The sequence below is a fragment of the Methylocaldum gracile genome (assembly GCF_053646815.1).
This window is the reverse complement of record NZ_CM132196.1, coordinates 2,033,174-2,051,057: the sequence shown is the minus strand read 5'-3', so window position 1 is coordinate 2,051,057 and position 17,884 is coordinate 2,033,174. Positions and strand designations below refer to the sequence as shown.

The window sequence follows — 17,884 nt, the reverse complement described above, 5'->3', positions numbered from 1 at the left end:
AGCCTGTCGAAGGATTTTAGTCAGAGATTCCTAAAGTGACGCGGCTCGGAACACGGTCTCGGGTAGCAAAGCGTGATCGGCTGATCACGTGTCACGACACCTTGTTCCCAAAGGGATGTACCCGACTATTCAAAGTGACGGGCCGGTTCCGGCACCGCCTGACATCGCCGCCTTTACGGACCGCTCGAACGTCTGCCACCGCTTGTGCCGACACCGCCGTCGGAAACCTCTCCCGCAGGCTGAGTGGTGTGCCGAATCACGCGCTGTATGTCGTCTTTTTGCGCAAGGACCGATCGCAATTGCAATGACCTGTTCAGTACGCTGTACCAGAAAGGCGCGCCGAGGCTGAGCAGCAGGATGGAGATCATCAGCCCCGGAAGGTTCACATTTTTCCAGTTGTCAAACCATAGCTCGAGAGAGGTAGGCGGCAATATCACGCCCTGCTTGGCCAGGAACGTGAAATACTGCCTCTCGATTTTGTCCGACATGGGCAACGGCGTGGCGGATTGAGCCTCCAAGCTGGCTACGACATACTGTGCCTGATCGATCTTCATCGCCTCCTCGACAAAAGCGGTTCGCATGGCGTCGTCCATGGCAAATCGGTTCACCAGCGTCACCGTGTCCAGTTGCAGCACGACGGCTACCACCGTAGCGCTGACGAAAGTCCAAACGCGGGCACCGAAGGTGAAGCGTTCGCTGACGCGATCAATGACCGAATCAAACCGCAAGTTGATTTTCGCCAAGAATTGGCTGGCGGCTTCCTGCAACAGGGCAATATTCTGGCGGACGTCGTGGGCGAGTTCGGGGTTGGATTTCTCCAGTTGGAGGGCCGCCATATGGATATTCTTCAGCGTTTGGTCGGGGTCGGAGATACCGTTTTCCGCCATCACTTTCTTCAATCCCTTGAGCGCTGTCTGTTGCAGCTCGGTCATCGTCACGTCCTTCGGGTCTCGCGATGCCAGGTCGAGCAGCATCTTGGTGAGCTCCTCGCGGTGAATCACCTCGCCATACCGGATCAAACCGAATATTTTGCCGCCGTTGAGGATTGGACTGCGTAGAATCATCTTCGCTATCTCCTCGGCGCAGCGCCGCTCCACGCCGGGATCGAGCTGCTCGAGCAGGTCCACGAGTCCGGCCAGCAAGTGCTTTCCGCGACTTTGACGCAGAGCCAGCATGGCCTGAGTCATCAGAGTCACCGCCATGCTGACGATCAGCATGACGACAGAAAGCCCGATTAGGATATCGATCGATTTCAGCATGATGGCACCCCTCCAGTCTCGACGTTGTTCAGGACTTACGAAAATGGACTCTTCTTCCGTCTCTCGAAGGAAAAAGGGCAAAATGCGTAAGTCCGGTTGTTGTTATTTTGTCCAGGCCGGCTAGAGCTTTTTCATCTCGCTCGTACGGCAAAACAGGCCTGGCAGGAGTCGTTGGCGCCTTCGGCCAGGGTAGATCGACTCAAGCTTTCGTAGGTCGGCAATCCTTTGCCGACGAAGACGCTCGGCCGGGACGTGGTGTCGGGAAAGGATTCCCGACCTACGCGCGAATGCCCGTACAGTAGGCATGAAAATGCTCTAAGTACATTCAGGGAAGTCTTGCGGCATAGGCAACCTGCAGGACAACCCCGCCAATCAAGCCAATCTGTCGAGATTCCGCAAATATTTGCGGAATGTACTTAGCGTCAACGACCATGGCGATCGTCTCACCGACACCGGCGTTCGGCTTCAACCTTCTTCGCAAGTCTCCTGCCCGAAGGCTTTAAGGATTTCTGACTCTCGGCCAGGCTTCCGGCTCCGCAAATGGAGCGTCGGGGTCGTCCTGACAGGCTTGAGCCCGAGCTTCCTTGACGACCGGCTGGCCGTTCCGAAAAGTGTAAACGACGATCGAGCCGCAGTCTCCGATGCCGCGGGATTTCGACCAGACTTTCAGCTCCTTCGTTTTGTCATCGAATTCGGGAAATCCGCTCAGCTCCGTTTCAAGATAGCGGGAGACGCGGCCATCCGTCTCGCGCTCATAACGCTTGAATTTCAACAATACCGTTTTCGTCCGGGCTTCGTCATAAAACATGAAAACAAAACCGGGTTGATAAGCGCCCAGGTAGCACTGTATCTCCACGAGATACTGCTTGTCCTTCAGGCGATGAAAGGTAAGGCCGGCATCGGGAATATCCTCGGCTCGGCTTTGGAAGCTCTCCTCGCAGTCAGCGGGCCATTTCAGTCTCTGATACCAGGCGCTTCGCTCCTCTCGAGTCAAATCGGACTTGTCTTGATCGCCTCCGGCCTTTACTCCCGAAGCAACCAGAAACAGACCTACAAAAGCGGCGGTGATGCCGAACTCGGACAATTTCATAGCAATCCCAACTCCCTGTGCGCTCCATGACATTCCCGAAATGGACTCATACGGCAGCGCCGTCGATCCGACGGAATCCCAAATCGACCGATGCCATCTTCGCTATGATCGCTGAAGGGCGGACGCCCGCAAGAGACCGTCGAATCGGCGTGCGATGTCGGCGATCGTTGTAGCCTTGTCGTGGCCATTGATGATGGTTCGAGCATTCTCATAATCGGGCGATACTCCGTCTTTTATGAAATGTCCGAGCTTTTTGCCCGTGAACCATCCTTCCTTCATTCCCTGGACGGCAATTTGATAAGCCAGCTTGGGCTCCTTTGCTTTATCGGGGTTCGAGATCAGATCCACGTTCAGAAATCTTCCCGCTCTCTCGTAGTTGTTTCGGCCTGTCAGCTGTACAAAACCGCGCCCGTGAAAAAGATTGCCATCGCCCGGGTAAAGATTGCCCAGCCGCCGGCCTACCGAGGTATGCGATCCATAGCGGGATTCAAAGTAGGCCGCCGAGCCGTGCTCGTCGATCGGCCTCATCGTGTTTGCCGTTTCCCATTTGAATGTCGCCAGGCAGTAGGCCAACTGTTGCCGGTCTGTATCCGTCCCGTCGAAACGGATATCCTGTTCGATTTCGCCAAGCAGAAACTCCAGCGCGTCGACCCGGTATTGCGTCATGGGTCCGAACGCGGAACGATAGTCCTCGAAAAACTCATTCCTGTCGAACACGAACATAACTTGCCCCCCACTTTCTTTTTTGAAAATTCGTGATCGCCGCCGCGAAACCTCACCCGCGGCAGCGAGCGATCAAGCGGTGAGCTTATTCCATCACGAATCCGATCTGTCCGGAAACATCGCCTCCCTCGATTCCCGTCGGGAGCGCTTCCACGCTAGCCGCCCCCTCACAAACCACGGTCTCTGCAACGTCAGAATGTGCGGCGGCTGACCGAAAACGTCGATCTGCGCGTCAAGAGTCCTCCAAATCCGGCCGATCCTTTTTGCCCATTCGACGCTCGATCGGCGTCAGAAACTGCAAAGTCAGAAAATTGATCGTACTGATCAGCACGGCGATCTCATACAAGCCGTGGGCGACCGAAGCGCCGATTGCGCCGGTCGACCATAGGCTAGCCGCCGTGGCCGTTCCCCGGACACCTGTCGACGTCTTCAAAATCGCTCCGCCGCCGATAAAGCCGATACCCGTCATCAATCCGGAGATGATGCGCGCCTGCGCATCCTGAGCGGTACCGACGACCGACTCCCCGACCAGGATATAACCGCAACTTGCTAGCGCAACCAGAGGGAAAGTCCGCAATCCCAAGGTGCGGGTCGTTCTTTCGCGCTCCAGGGCGATCGGCAGGGCGAGTACGAACGCTCCTGCAAGCTTGAGCACGTGAGACAGAAATTCGCTCCAGTTCCAGTTCAGTAGATCCATCTGATTGTCCTGCTGTGCTACAGCGTTCTCGGTCCGACCGATTTCCGTCTTTTCCACTGCCCGGGGAGACCATAGCCCCCCGGGCGCCGTGCCTGGATGCGCGCCGGCAAATCGGTCGCTGCTCATCTGCACGAGCCTACCAGCCGTTCCGGAAAAGGCTGTTCGCCGGGGTCCGGGGCGGTTTCCCATTCATTCCGGCTCCACGGCACCCGGCCGGCGAGTTCGGTCAGGGAACCCGCCGGATAGGTTCCGAAGCGGCGGCTGGACGGAATCTGCGGTATCCGGACGAAAAGTACAGCCTCGGTATCGGCCGCGAGCATCTGCTCGAAAGGGGTCAGCTCTCGCGTCGGAGCGCTCCCCTCGACGAGATCGAGAAGGTCTCGGCCTATCGTCTCGAAGGCCTCTCTGGGCACGAGCCGGGTCTTCTCCGCAGCGAGCGTGCGAAACACATCCCTGCCGCCGGCGAGGCTCATCTGAACCAGGGCCGCCACCGGGAAAGCGGCCACGGCGGCGAGATAGCTGGTCGGACCGGTCTCCGGAATGTTCCAGCCCAGCCAGCGCAAGGGATCGATGACCAGCGCGGTGCTGTTGTTGGCGGCCCGGTCGTAACCGATGACATGGCAGTAATAGCCGTGTAGCACCTGTTGCAAGGTGGCTTGCACCCGGCGCGGAATTCGGGAATCGCGCATGACCGCGACGAGCATGTAGTTCGGACGGTACCAGGCCTGTCCGCTGTTGAGATCCGCGAGGTAATTGTCCATGGGCACCATGGCCGAGAGAATGCCTTTTGCGTTCTTGTCGTCTATGGGATAGAAGTTGGCGGCCAGCCAATCGCTCCATTCGCCTTGCGGGCCCAATATCCCGGCGGCGGGCGCGAGATGGCCGCCGTGCGCGCCGTCATCGTCGCCCTGGGCGCCGTCGAGCACGAAGGCGAGCACCGGGCGGCTCGCCCAGCGGCGGGGCTGTCCCGGATGACGCTCCCATAACACCCGCGCGGCGTAGATGCCCGTCACGCCGCCGGTCTGTGCCCGGATCAAGGTCGTCAAGGTTTCCCGCTCTTTCAACGGCTCAAATCGGGCTCCATCGATGTCGATACGGGTATCTTCCGGCCAGATCGTCCGGGCGACGAAAACCGGAGTCCCCCGATCGCTCAGTGTGACGCCACGCATGCGCAGCGGCCGTTTCGAAAGAAAAGCCACGGTGGAACGATCGAGATAGGCCCGATTGGTGGGAATCGCCGGGGTGACCGCAAACGCGATCTCACCCGCCGGTGCGCGGAGAAACTGTCCGTCTTCGGACAAGGTCGCGTGTTCGACGATCTCGGGAGCGCCGATCCAGACCAGCGGCGGATGGGGCGTTTCGCTCCGCTCCGGCTCGAAAAGCGCCGTGCCGGTGATCGGCCGAAGTCCATCAGGAACGGCGATGAGTTCGTCGCGAAAATACCAGAGCGCCGCCTCGGGCACCGGACAATCCGTGCACCGCCCGGTGGCGAGCCGAAAGGAGGAACTCGGCAACAGCCCGAAGCGCTCTCCGGTCAGGGCGCCTTTCGAAAAAGGACCGGCATATAACTTGTCCGGCACCTCGCTCCAGCGCAAGCCTTCCGCCGTCCGCAGCGGGCCGGCCTCGCCTGGAGCGTTTTTCATCCCGGTGCACGGCTTCGTGTCGGGCGGGAAGCACGTAGGTCGGCAATCCCTTCCCAATCGCAAACGGCATCTCTGGGAGCGCCAGAGCTGCCCTTCCGACAAAGTCCTTTGCCGAGCCGATAAGTCGGCAAGGGATTGCCGACCTACCTGTCGGGCGCTCTGACACCGAATCGGAAAATTCTCTAATTGCAGACCAAAAGATGCCGCCGGACGGACGCCGCTTCCCCCGGATTCATCCGCTAACCGGGACTCGGCCGCGCATCCGCACAAAAGAAGAGCAATCCACAGCCGGCGACACCGCCACGCAAGCGTTTCAATCGAGCAGCGTGTAAAGATAGCTCGCGATGTCACGCGCGTCGGATTCCGGAACATTCATGTTCGGCATCAGGGTCTGCGGATTGACGGCCGGAGGATTTTGCAGCCACCGGATCATATTTTCCGGGGTGTTCGGCAGAATGCCCGCGATGGCGACCCGCTTGGCGATTCCGCCGAGAGGAGGCCCCACCAGGCCATCCGCGCCGAACACGCCGGGGATAGTGTGGCAGGACGGGCAGCCGTAGGCGCGGATGGCGTCCTTACCCCGCTCCGGATTGCCGCCGGTCAGGGCGATGGCGTCGGACTCTTTCCCGCCCCCGCAAGCTCCGAGCAGGCACAACACGAAAACCATGGCGATCCCGCTTCCCGGACACGTCCCCTCTCCCGGTAGCGCCCGTCCGGCATTACGGGAGGGCGAATACATACAGCGTCCCTCCGGGGTTGGTGTGTTCGGGCAAGTCCTTCATGGCGTTGACGAAGCCGAGCGCGCCGGTGCCGTCGCGCGGGTCCAGCCCGCCCGACACGATGGCGCCCGACCAGCCGCCGACTCCGGCAAGCACCGCGACATATTGCTTGCCGTCGGGTCCCCGGTAAGTCACCGGCTGGCCGATGATTCCGGAACCGACCTGAAACTGCCACAGAACGTCTCCGGTACGGGCGTGCACCGCCTTGAACCAGCGGTCCATGGTGCCGTAAAAAACAACGTCGCCCGCCGTCGCCACCGCGCCGCTCCACACCGGGAAGCGCTCCTTGATCTTCCATACGGCCTGCCGTTTCAGGGGGTCCCAGGCGGTGAACTCGCCGCGATGCCCGCCGGGTCCCGCGTGCATGTGCACCCGCGCCCCCACGTAGGGAGTGCCGGCGAGATAGTTGGCCTCCAATCCCTCCATGTCCATGCAGAGGTTATTGTGCGGAAGGTAAAACAGACCGGTCCGCGGCGACCAGGCCGCGGGCTGCCAGTCCTTGGCGCCGGGCGGTGCCGGGCAGATGTCGGTGACGGTTTTTCCCGTCTGCGGCTTCTTTTCCTCGACGTGAATGGGCCGTCCGGTCTCGAGATCGATGCCGCGGGTGACATTGGTCGGCACGAACGGGTCGGCCGACAGGATTTCCCCGGTCGTCCGGTCTATGACGTAGACGTACCCGTTGCGCTCCGCGCGCAGAAGAAGCTTCCGAATCCGGTCATTAACCGGCAGATCCACCAGGATATTCTCGTTGACGCCGTCGTAGTCGTAGAGATCGTGAGGGCTCCACTGGTAGGCCCATACCGCCGCGCCTGTCGCGGGGCGGCGGGCGAAGATGCCGCAGGTCCATTTGTTGTCGCCAGGCCGCATTTCCGGGTTCCACGGGCTGGGATTGCTGGTGCCGTAATAGATCAGATCCAGCTCCGGGTCGTACGAAATCCAGCCCCACACGGCGCCGCCGCCGATCTTCCACTGATCGGGCGGCCAGGTCGTGACGCCGAGATCCTTGCCGTTGTCCTCCGGATAAAAAGCCTTGAATTCGGGACCGATCAGCACGTCCTTGTCGGGACCCGTGGTATAGGCCCGCCACGCGATTTTTCCCGTATTGGCGTCCAGCGCCGTGAGCCAGCCGCGCACGCCGAACTCGCCGCCGCTGTTGCCCACCAGCACCTTGCCCTTCACCACCAGGGGCGCCATGGTCATGGATTCGCCCCGATTGATGTCGCCGAGCTTGGTCTTCCAGACCTGTTTTCCGGTCTTCGCATCCACCGCGAAAGTATGGTTGTCGAGGGTGTTGAAGAAAATCTTGCCGTCGGCGTAGGCCGCCCCACGATTGACCACGTCGCAGCAAGCGACCCCTTGCGCGGCGGCAGCCGGTTTCGGCTCGAATTTCCATTTCATCGCGCCCGGTTTTTCCTTGAGGTCCAGCGCGTAGAGAACATTGGGATAAGGCGTGACGACGTACATCGTATCGCCGATCACCAGCGGCGCCGCCTCGTGCCCCTTGTTCAGGCCGGTCGAAAAGGACCAGGCGAGCTTGAGATTCCCGACGTTCTCGGGCGTGATCTGGTCGAGTCCGCTATAGCGGGTGCTCGCATGGTTCTTGGCCGGCATGGTCCATTGGCCGTCCTCCGCCTCGGCAGGCGGAACGGCTTGTGCCTGGACCCGTGATTCGGGAACTTGACTCGACGCGACTCCCGGCCACCCGGCCAGACCGCCAAGCGCGACGAGCATCACACCGAGACGCGTTCCGATCTTGCCGGGCAAAGCATAGGCCACAGGACTCTGACCGGTTTTTGGCTGCTCCATGTCGAATCCTCCTTGTATAACGCCCCGTTCCGCTCGGACACACTCCGCGTAGGGTGGGTTACGCTTCGCCAACCCACTATCGATGGGTTTCGCTTCGCTCTACCCATCCTACAGAGCTACAGAGTTCGCGATTGCCGCGCTTCACTGCGTTCAGCACATCCTATTTTTGTGACACCCTCCAAAGGGAAATAACTTTTTCAAAACTCCCTCAACATCATGGTCCCCTCGGGAGCGGGCTCCCGCTGTGCCCCGCCGCGCCGCCCGCGTTTTTTCCGATCGCCTCCAGCCAGGCGGCGAACATCCCGAGGGCGATGACCAGATAGATCGCGCCGGCGGGGACCCACATGATGAGCCCCGCGAGCTGCTGATCCTCGAGCGCGCTCAGTCCGGCCGCCGCCGAGCCGCCGTAGGTCGGATACCAGGGCTGGCTGCTGAAGGTCAGCAACGCTCCTAGCAGGCTGGTATGCACCGTCGTGGAGAACACGTATAGCACCCCGGCCCCGTACCCTCTCGCCCCTTCGCCGCCGCGGATGATCGCCCACCAGAACACCAGTGCCGAAACGAAAAAGCTCAGATGCTGCAGCGTGTGCACGTCCTCATGTCTCAGCGCCGCCTGAAAAAAGACCGGCGCATGCCAGATCCATATGACGGCCCCGTGTATCGTCCAGGCCGCCAAGGGCACGGTCATTCTGCGCCAGAAAGGCCCGACCCAGCCGGTTTTGCAATAGCCTGTCAGAGACTTCCGCCACCCGCGCGGAAACGCCCACAGGGCAAAGGCGATCGGACGGCTCAAGACCAGCAGCGGCGCGGCGAGCAGTATCAGGATCTCGTGCTGGACCATGTGTGCCGAAAAAAGCTCGTTCGAAAGCCGATCCAGGGGCGAAATCAGGGCCAGAGCGACGAGCAGCCATCCCCCGGCATAAGCCAGCGCTTTTTGGACGAGCACCCGACGGCCCGCGCCGACTTTCGGCCACAGCCGCCGCAATCCGGCCATGAACAGTCCGGCCGACAGCGCAAGACAAAACAGGACCCAGGGCTCGAAATTCCAGGCGGTCCACTGAAAGCCGGAAATCGCCGAACTCCCTTCGTGAGCATGTCCGCATGCGGGAACACCGAACGCAGTGGACAAGGAGGGAATGACGGTTCGGCGCGCAATACGGTTTCGTGCCATGGCAGGCCTCACGAGCGCAGCATCATGATCGGAACGGCCTGCGCCAGGATGGTCACGAAGAAATAGGCGCTGACAATCATCCCGGAAACCGCCATGAAGCGGCTCCGCGCGATCACCCCGCCTTCTCCGCTCGGCCACGCCGCCCCTGCCCTTTGCCAATTCCGCCAGGAGATCAACCCGCCGGCCGCGGCGATCACCAGGGCCGCCAAAGTCACCAGATACAGGGCGAGAGTCGACCCGGTGCCGTGGAAGAACGGCGTGATGCTGTAACTGGTTTGAAGGTGCAAGGCCCAGGCGACGGGACCCGCCAGCAAACCGGCCCATAGCGCGGCGATACCGCTACGCTCCGAAAAATACCGTTCCGTATCGGCCTGCAACACCTTTCTTCCCTCACTTTAAAACGCGCGGCATCCAGTACAGCGTGGCGTACAGCGGTATCCAGACCGCCACCACGAAGTGCCAGTAAATACCGTTGACCTTCACCGCCAGACTGCGCCGCTCGCTGAAGTAACCTATCCATGCGAGAGCGCTGACCACGACCGTCTTCAGGATCAGCGCAACCACATGGGTGCTGTGAAAGCCGATGATGGTCCAGGAAATGGAGCCGTAGGAATGGGTATACCATCGGTACCCCATTTCGCTGTACTCGATGTATTTCAGCACCAAGAACGTCACCGCCAGCGCGATGCTCAGCAACAATCCCCAGCGCAGGGCCGTTTGGTTGCCTCGGGTGATGCCGCGGTCGGCCCAGTGCATCGGCAGGCTGCTGGCCATCAGCACCAGCGTGCCCAGGGTCGGCTTGACCAGATCGGGCGTCTTGGTGCCCGCCGGCGGCCATTCCGGCTGATCGATGCCGAGATAGAAATAGCTGGTGATGAGGGTGGCGAACACCACCGATTCGACCAGGATGAGACCGACGATGCCCCACCACAAGGGCGCTCTGTAGTCGGCGGGCAATCGTGGAAGCTCGCCGGCATCGAAGCGGGTTTCGGCGTTCATCGGGCTTGCTCCTCCTCGGCGGAACCTCCGACCGCGCGCGGCCAGAGCCATCCGACGAATCCGACGAAGGTCAGCAGCAAGCCGATCGGGAACCAGATCGGATGACGGATGAAGCCGAGAAAACCCGCCGCCACCGCGACGGCGGAAAGAAAAGGCCAGATCGTAGGTCCCGGCAGAATCGCCACGGCGTGCGGCTCGGCATCGAGCAGCGTCGTGACCAGCACTTCGCGCCGCCCGGAGCGGAGGCCCACCACCGTTCCCGCCGGCTCCTCGCCGCGCTCCCACAGCGCCCAACGGCCGCGCACCACAGGGATATCCTCGAAGTTGTAATTGGGCGGAGGCGAACTTGTCGCCCATTCCAGAGTATCCCCGCCCCAGGGGTTGTCCGGCGCGTCGGGTTTTCGCAGGAAACTCAGCAGGGCGTCGACCGCGGTGACGAGCACGCCGAGGGCGAAGACGTACGCGCCTATGGTCGCCAGCAGGCTCAATTCGAACCACCCCGATTCGGACAGATAGGTGTAGACTCGGCGCGGCATGCCCTGCAAGCCGAGCTGGTGCATCGGGAAAAAGCTCATGTTGAAACCGACGAACATCAGGACGAAGCTCCACTTGCCGGCGGTCTCGTTCAGCATGCGCCCGAAGACTTTGGGGAACCAGTAGTAGATCGCGCCGAACACCGGGAACACCGCCCCGCCGATCAGCACGTAGTGGAAGTGCGCGACCAAAAAGTAAGTGTCGTGAACCTGCGTATCGAACGGCACCGAGGCCACCATTACGCCGGTCAGCCCGCCGAGCACGAAGATGAAGAAGAAACCCAGCACGAACAGAAGCGGCGTCGCGAACCGCAGCCTCGCTCCCCAAAGCATCGCGATCCAGCAGAATATCTGCACGCCGCTCGGCACGGCGATCATCACGCTCGCGGCCGTGAAGAAGCTCACGCCCAGCGCCGGAAGGCCGGTCGTGAACATGTGGTGCACCCACAGCCCGAAGGCGACGAAGCCGATGGCCACCACCGAGAGCACCATGGCGGTATAGCCGAAGACGGGCCGCCGCGCAAAGGTCACGACGATGGACGAGATGACGCCGAGCGCCGGCACCAGGATGATGTAGACCTCCGGATGGCCGAAGAACCAGAAGAGATGCTGCCAGAGCAGCGGCTCGCCGCCTCCCGAGGTCATGAAAAAATGGGTGCTCACCGTGCGGTCGAGAGCCAGCATGATGCTGCCCACCATCAGGGGCGGCATCGCGAACACGATCATGAACATGGTCACCAGCATGGCCCACACGAACAGCGGCATGCGGTTGAGCGACGTGCCGGGCGCACGCTGCTTGAATATGGTCACGATCAGCTCCACCGCCGCCACCAGCGCGGAGATTTCGATAAACGTGATCATCGTCGCCCAGAAGTCCAGACCGAGTCCGGGCGAATACTGGGTCAGCGTCAGCGGCACGTAGGCGAACCAGCCCCCGTCCGGCGCATGGCCCAGAAAACCCGCGGCGTAGAGCGTCACTCCGGCGATCAGGTATACGTAATAGCCGAAAGCGTTCAGGCGGGGAAAAGCCATGTCGCGGGTCCCGATCATGAGCGGCACGATATAGATGCCCAGCCCTTCCATCATGGGCACGGCGAAGAAAAACATCATGGTCGAGCCGTGCATGGTGAAAAGCTGGTTGAAGTGATCCGGCGTGAGGAACGAATTTTCCGGCACCGCGAGCTGGGTTCTCAGAAGCAGCGATTCGATTCCCGCCATCAGGAAGAAGATGAAGGAAGTAATGATGAATCGCTTGCCGATCATGCGGTGGTTCACTTGGGTGAACCAGCCGAAGAACCCCGATGGCGAGTACCAGGTCCGGTCCAGTTCTTCCGCCTTGCGGGAAATCGCCGGGCGCTCCGACGCCTGATCCGTGACTCCCGGCCGGTCCGTTTCGGTGCTCGCGGTCATGGGCATGCCCTTTTCGTTTTGTCGCGAACGCGAAGCCTGTCCCGACCGAAGCCGAGGGGCTTATCTCGGCCTATGTAGGATGCCCCTGTCCGTAAACTTCTCGATCGTAGGTCGGCAATCCATTGCCGACGAAGCTGTCGGGAAAGGATTCCCGACCTACCTCGGGCGCAAGCATGTAGGCCGAAACAAGCGCCAGCCTTCGTAGGCCGGCAATCCCTTGCCGACGACTGCGTGTAAAATTTCTCCTTCATTTCAGGCTCTCCAGATAACTCAGCAAGGGATGCAGGCTCTCGGCGTCATAATTGACGGGAGGCATCTTGTTGCCCGGTTTGACGTGCTGAGGATCGAGAATCCAGCCCGCGAGGTTGCCGCGATTATTGGGCAGGGTTCCGGCCGCGAGAGTCCGCCGGCTGGCCAGGTGGGTCAAATCGGGCGCGACCCGTCCGAGCGCGGCGGTCCCGCGGATCGAGTGACAGAGTACGCACGGCGATGAAAGAAAGACCTGCTGTCCCCTGGCGAGAACCGGATCGGCGGGCTCGACCGCCGGAGCGCGCTCCCGAGCCAGCCAGTTCGAAAAGACTTCGGACGGCTCCGCAACCACCCAAAAAGCCATGTTCGCATGCTGTATGCCGCAGAACTCGGCGCACTGGCCGCGAAATTCCCCGGCCCGGTCGGCGGTGACCCAAGCGACGTTGCTCTGACCTGGAATCAGATCCATCTTGCCGCTCAGATTGGGCACCCAAAAGCTGTGGATGACGTCTCTGGATTTGAGCAGGAATTTCACCGGCCGGCCGACCGGGATGTGGATTTCGTTGGCGGTAACCGCGACCGCCCTATCCTGTTCGTCGAGGTAACGGATCTCCCACCACCAGCGGCGTCCGATCACCTCCACGGTCAGCGCATTTTCCGGCGGCTCCGCCGAAAGTTCTCGGTGAATCGACACGCTGGAAATCAAAACGATCGGGAGTACGATAGCCGGCAGTATCACGCCGCCGGCGAGCACCAGATTGCGGCTCTGGCGCCGATTCAGAGGCGCTTCCCCGCGCCGGCCCAGCGAGCGCCACACGCCGGTCAGAAGCGCAACCATGACCGCCAGCAGAATCAGCGTGGCCACGATGCACATGGCCCACCACAGGTTGGCCAGCATCTGTGCCTGCGGACTCATCGGATTGGTGGCGTCCTGAACCCCGGAACAGCCGCCGAACAGCAAGACGAAAATCGGAAGGACGACCCGCTTCACCCGGCATCGCGCTCCCCCGCTCGGGCCCGGATTCCATGCGCCTTGGTTCATCGTTTCGGCTCGCCGGGCGATTTCCCGCTTTCATCCGCCGATTCCCGGCGCCTGGGTTCAGGCGCGCCGGTCGCCGCGTACTCGGGTTGCAGCGTGCGGATGTAAGCGATGATCTGCCAGACCTGTACATCGGTAATCCGCCCGCCGTAGGCAGGCATACCCTTGGGCCGGCCCTCGACAATGCTGGCGAACAGGTTGTCGTCGTGAGGACCGTAGATCCACTCGTCGTCCATCAACGGCGGACCGATTGCCCCGCCGCCGCTTGCATGACAGCCGGAGCAGTTAAACCAGTCCCAGAGCTCCTTGCCTTCGGCGATGGCCTGCCGGTCTCCCGCGAAAGGATTTCGGAATCGCGGCAGCTCCGGCATCTCGGGGCCGGGGCGCAAATCAACCATGGGCGCGCCGGTGGGCGTTCCCCCTGCCGGCGGCGCCCGCCTGAACTCGCCTATGCCCCGTTCTTCCCGGCAGCCGGCAACAAGACCCAAACCGAAAACTCCCAACAGAGCCAGCGCCCCCAGCGGCAATTTTCGGCGAAGATATCGGTCATTCATGCGGGACGACCCTCTGCGTTCCTTCGATTCAGGGTACTCCGTACTTTCGGAGTTGCGCGCCTATCTCGGACCGCTCTTGTTACGGCACTCCAATCCGATAAGCTGCCAGGACGCTACACGAGGACTTACGTCTCCGTATCCAATAATTTCGATCAGGCCGCCCTTCGTTCTATCCAAAAATACGCAATAGTTCGTACAGAGCTCCGGCATTTCCGCGCACAGACCGGATTTTTCTGAAATGCTGTCAAGGAATAGCGGGAGATGGCGGAAAGACGGGATGACAAGTGCCTAGACTTGCCGTCCCTCGGGACCGGCGCTCAGCGTGCGAGCCCGAACCGCGTATCCGGAAACGGAGCGGAAACGCGGGACGCTCCATTGTCAACGTTCAAGCTTGCCCTTGAGTTTGAGCAGACCGTCGTGATTCGGGACGGCTTCCAGCCCCTCCAATACTTTCTTCAGGCTATCGACGCGGTTGCCTTGCTCGAACGCTTTCCATGCCTCCAGCTCCAGGGCGTTCGCGATCTTTTGTATGCCGCTGGCCGCCTTTTCGTTGTAGGGATCGATCTTGAGCGCCTCGCGGTAGGCCCACAAAGCATTGGCGCCGGTCGGGGCGGTCAAATAGCCGACCTCGAAGTGAATGTCCGCCAGTTCCAGCAGATCCGCGACTTTCGCGTGCTGCTCGGCGGTGAGCGTGGTCGCGATCTTGGGCGGCTCCTTGGCTTTATGCAGGCCCATGTAAACATTGCTGCCGATGGCCAGGACGACAACCGTGGCGGCGGCCCAGCTTCCGTAGAACACCGGCGACCGCTTCTGCAGATCGCCGATGAAATCCTCGGCCGTCGGGGTACGGTCCTCGCGCTTGAGGGCGAGGGCTCTCTTGAGACCTCTCCATTGCCTGCCGTTCAAGCCGGAGATGGGCTTGGGCTGCAATTTCAGTTCGACCGCGACGTCCGCCGAAATTTTTGCGTACGGATGTTTCCCCGCCAAAAGTTCGTAAGTCACGCAGGCCAGGGCGTAAATATCGTCGCGCGGGTCCGGCTCCTCGTCCTTGAGCATCTCGTAACTCGCATAAGCCGGCGTCAGCGCCCCCAGATCGCGGGCATTGAATACGGTCGCGTCGCCGCCCTTCTTGTCCGTTCGGCCCGCGGCGCAGGCGATGCCGAAGTCGAGCACCTTGACTTCGCCGTTCTCGTCGATGAAGACGTTGCCCGGCTTGAAATCCGAATGGACGATGTTCTTCTTGTGGGCGTGGGCCAGCGCTTCCGCCATGCCCTGGATGATCGGCCAGGCCTTCTTGAACGGCATGCCCCCCTCGGGAAGCTCTCGGATCAATCGGTTGAGGGGCTGGCCTTCGAGGTATTCCATCGACATGAAGACGTGCCGGTCGTCCCTGTCGAAGTCGTACACATTGATGATGTTCGGATGGGAAAGCGTCTGAGCCCGTTTGGTCTCCCTCTGGAGCGCGATCAGGGAAACGGGATTTTGCTGAAAATCCTCGTTGAGGACCTTCAAAGCAACATAGGGCTCTTTGTCGTTGGCCTCTTTCTTGCGCAGGTCCAGTGCCTTGAACACTACGCCCATTCCGCCCTCGCCCAGCACCTGCTCCAGCACGAACCGGTCCTTGAGGACGTCGCCGATTTGCAAAGGCCTTACCGTTAACGCGGATTCGACCGGCAGCGGGACACTGTGGCCGGTCCGGGTACTCAGCCGAGTCGAATCGCCATCATCGCTCGGCGCGGGCGCCGCGACGGGACGCGGCGCCTCCGGCACCCCAGGGGCGAGGGTCGCCAGCCGCGTCTTTTCCGCATCATCGTCTGCGGCAACCGCGGCCGGACCCGGACGATTGCCGGCGGACGAGGGCAAGATCCTGGTTTTGTCGAGTGCATCATCACCAGACGTTTGCTGAATATCTGTCATTTTTCTTATCAGGGAAGATTGTTTTGCAAACACATCGCGGCTCGGTGGCGTTCTTTATGATAGCCCCTCCCCGGAAGGATGCGGAAAAACAAACGTGCAACTCTCTTTTCGGAGAAAAGTCTCATACCTTAAACGGTGCGCGGGGAACGTCACGAGTGGTCCGAGGATAAGTTCATCCCGAGCTTAGTCGAAGGGCCGCCATCGGGACGCGCAGTAGCTTCCCACCCACCGTCTTAGACCTAGAGATCTTAAAGGAGGGAACATGGCGGTACGAAGCGCATCGGCCGAGTGGGAAGGCAATCTCGCTCAGGGAAAAGGAAGCATGCGATTGGGCAGCGGCGCCTTCACCGGGAGCTACTCGTTTTCGTCCCGTTTTCAAGAGGGACAAGGCACCAATCCCGAAGAGCTCATCGGCGCGGCGCATGCGGGTTGCTTTTCCATGGCGCTGGCACACGGCTTGGCGCAGTCCGGGCACACGCCCAAGCGCATTGCGACGACGGCGAAAGTCCACCTCGAAAAGGTGGGCGAAGGGTTCAAGATCACCGCGATCGAGTTGGATACCGAGGGCGACGTACCCGGAATCGACGCAGCGACATTCCAGACGTTCGCCGACGACGCGAAACGGAATTGCCCGGTCTCCCGGCTTCTCACCGGCGCCGAAATCAAGCTCAGGGCGAAGCTCGTTTAGCGCCCAAACAGTTCAAGGCGCTCGCGGCCGAAACCTTTGACGGACGAGGGCGCCGACGGAGGCGAATGATATGCCGCACTACAACTATCTCATCATCGGCGGCGGAATGACAGCCGACGCCGCGATTCGGGGCATACGCGAGATCGACACCGACGGTTCGGTGGGCTTGATCGGCGCGGAGGCGCACCCGCCCTACAACCGCCCGCCTCTCTCCAAAGGGCTGTGGAAAGGAAAACCGGTCGAGCGCATTTGGCGCAAGACTACCGAACGGAATGTTGATCTACACCTCGGCCGGACCGCCAAGGCGCTGGATCTCGCCGCCAAGCGGGTCGACGACGATCAAGGCACGTCCTACACCTTCGACAAACTGCTGCTGGCGACCGGCGGAACGCCCCGGCGCTTCCCATTCGGCGGCGACGATATCGTTTACTTCCGGACCCTGGACGACTATCAGCGCCTTCGCACGCTGAGCGAGAAAAAACAGCGCTTCGCCGTCATCGGCGGCGGGTTCATCGGTTCTGAAATCGCGGCCGCCTTGACGATGAACGGCAAGGATGTGGTCATGGTCTTTCCGGACGCTGGGATAGGGGCGCGACTGTTCCCGCCCGACCTCAGCCTGTTCCTGAACGACTACTATCGTCAGCAAGGCGTCGAGGTCCTGCCCGGACAACAGGTGACCGATCTTCAAAAGTCGGACAACCAGCTCGTCTTGACCTTACGCGACGGGAAGACCACCAACGAACGGGCGATTTCCGTGGATGCCGCGGTGGCCGGCATCGGTATCGTCCCCAACATCGAGCTCGCGAAAGGCGCGGGCCTTCGAGTGGAAAACGGCATCGTGGTGAACGGCCTCCTGCAAGCCGGTACTCCGGACGTGTATGCCAGCGGAGACGTCGCCAATTTCTACAATCCGGCCCTGGACACACGCTTGCGGGTCGAACATGAAGACAATGCCAATACCATGGGCAAGCACGCCGGTCGAAACATGGCCGGGGAAACCGTTCCGTATCACCATCTTCCGTTTTTCTATTCGGATCTGTTCGAGCTGGGATACGAAGCCGTCGGAGAAACCGACTCCCGCCTCGAAACAGTCGCCGATTGGTCGGAGCCGAACCGAAAAGGCGTCGTCTATTACCTGCGGGACGGTCGGGTCAGAGGCGTGCTGTTATGGAACGTCTGGGAACGCGTCGACTTAGCCCGCGAGCTCATCGCCGAACCCGGCCCGATCGACCCTCGCAGCCTGAAGGGAAGGCTTTGATGAGACGCCTTCGTCGGCAAGGGATTGCCGACCTACCACAGCTCGGGAGTAGGTCGGGAATCCCTTCCC

16 protein-coding genes are annotated in these 17,884 nt (G+C 61.2%); 2 read left to right on the top strand and 14 right to left on the bottom strand.

The window, feature by feature from the left end; all coding sequences use genetic code 11:
* Positions 1 to 173 precede the first annotated feature (173 nt).
* The 14 genes from ACWJJK_RS08930 to ACWJJK_RS08865 form a co-directional block, all read right to left on the bottom strand.
* A complete protein-coding gene (locus ACWJJK_RS08930; RefSeq protein WP_156879964.1) occupies positions 174 to 1,259 on the bottom strand; it encodes a hypothetical protein in 1,086 nt (361 codons plus the stop codon).
* Positions 1,260 to 1,758: 499 nt separating this feature from the next.
* Entirely contained in the window at positions 1,759 to 2,349 is a 591-nt protein-coding gene (locus ACWJJK_RS08925) for a DUF1176 domain-containing protein (protein ID WP_434130616.1), read from the bottom strand.
* Positions 2,350 to 2,451: 102 nt separating this feature from the next.
* The gene (locus ACWJJK_RS08920; protein ID WP_454128895.1) at positions 2,452 to 3,072 is read right to left on the bottom strand and encodes a glycoside hydrolase family 19 protein; all 621 of its coding nucleotides are present in this window, start codon (positions 3,070 to 3,072) and stop codon (positions 2,452 to 2,454) included.
* Positions 3,073 to 3,304: 232 nt separating this feature from the next.
* On the bottom strand, positions 3,305 to 3,769 hold the full coding sequence (locus tag ACWJJK_RS08915) for an MgtC/SapB family protein (protein ID WP_077731073.1): 465 nt from the start codon (positions 3,767 to 3,769) through the stop codon (positions 3,305 to 3,307).
* A 122-nt stretch (positions 3,770 to 3,891) separates the two neighbouring features.
* A complete protein-coding gene (locus ACWJJK_RS08910; protein ID WP_156879967.1) occupies positions 3,892 to 5,412 on the bottom strand; it encodes a hypothetical protein in 1,521 nt (506 codons plus the stop codon).
* 313 nt (positions 5,413 to 5,725) lie between these two features.
* A complete protein-coding gene (locus tag ACWJJK_RS08905; protein WP_210024208.1) occupies positions 5,726 to 6,151 on the bottom strand; it encodes a c-type cytochrome in 426 nt (141 codons plus the stop codon).
* On the bottom strand, positions 6,132 to 7,997 hold the full coding sequence (locus tag ACWJJK_RS08900; RefSeq protein WP_454128894.1) for a methanol/ethanol family PQQ-dependent dehydrogenase: 1,866 nt from the start codon (positions 7,995 to 7,997) through the stop codon (positions 6,132 to 6,134). The genes ACWJJK_RS08905 and ACWJJK_RS08900 overlap by 20 nt, the downstream gene beginning before the upstream one ends.
* A 214-nt stretch (positions 7,998 to 8,211) precedes the next feature.
* Entirely contained in the window at positions 8,212 to 9,168 is a 957-nt protein-coding gene (locus tag ACWJJK_RS08895) for a cytochrome c oxidase assembly protein (RefSeq protein ID WP_454128893.1), read from the bottom strand.
* Between the two features lie 8 nt (positions 9,169 to 9,176).
* Complete coding sequence (locus tag ACWJJK_RS08890; protein WP_454128892.1) at positions 9,177 to 9,548, bottom strand: hypothetical protein; 372 nt, start codon at positions 9,546 to 9,548, stop codon at positions 9,177 to 9,179.
* A 10-nt stretch (positions 9,549 to 9,558) separates the two neighbouring features.
* Entirely contained in the window at positions 9,559 to 10,167 is a 609-nt protein-coding gene (locus tag ACWJJK_RS08885; protein ID WP_347258371.1) for a cytochrome c oxidase subunit 3, read from the bottom strand.
* Positions 10,164 to 12,116 (bottom strand): cytochrome c oxidase subunit I, encoded by a 1,953-nt coding sequence (ctaD, locus tag ACWJJK_RS08880; protein ID WP_454128891.1) that lies wholly within the window; start codon positions 12,114 to 12,116, stop codon positions 10,164 to 10,166. Before ctaD ends, ACWJJK_RS08885 begins: the two co-directional genes overlap by 4 nt.
* 241 nt (positions 12,117 to 12,357) lie before the next feature.
* Complete coding sequence (coxB, locus tag ACWJJK_RS08875) at positions 12,358 to 13,401, bottom strand: cytochrome c oxidase subunit II (RefSeq protein ID WP_434130619.1); 1,044 nt, start codon at positions 13,399 to 13,401, stop codon at positions 12,358 to 12,360.
* Entirely contained in the window at positions 13,398 to 13,952 is a 555-nt protein-coding gene (locus ACWJJK_RS08870; RefSeq protein ID WP_156879970.1) for a c-type cytochrome, read from the bottom strand. Before ACWJJK_RS08870 ends, coxB begins: the two co-directional genes overlap by 4 nt.
* Before the next feature lie 378 nt (positions 13,953 to 14,330).
* Positions 14,331 to 15,869, bottom strand: a complete 1,539-nt coding sequence (locus ACWJJK_RS08865; protein WP_454128890.1) for a serine/threonine-protein kinase — start codon at positions 15,867 to 15,869, stop codon at positions 14,331 to 14,333.
* Positions 15,870 to 16,131: 262 nt separating this feature from the next.
* Here ACWJJK_RS08865 and ACWJJK_RS08860 point away from each other — a divergent pair, with 262 nt between their 5' ends.
* Both ACWJJK_RS08860 and ACWJJK_RS08855 read left to right on the top strand, forming a co-directional pair.
* A complete protein-coding gene (locus ACWJJK_RS08860) occupies positions 16,132 to 16,557 on the top strand; it encodes an OsmC family protein (protein ID WP_077731082.1) in 426 nt (141 codons plus the stop codon).
* A gap of 70 nt (positions 16,558 to 16,627) precedes the next feature.
* Positions 16,628 to 17,815 (top strand): NAD(P)/FAD-dependent oxidoreductase, encoded by a 1,188-nt coding sequence (locus tag ACWJJK_RS08855; protein ID WP_454128889.1) that lies wholly within the window; start codon positions 16,628 to 16,630, stop codon positions 17,813 to 17,815.
* The last annotated feature ends 69 nt before the right edge of the window (positions 17,816 to 17,884 follow it).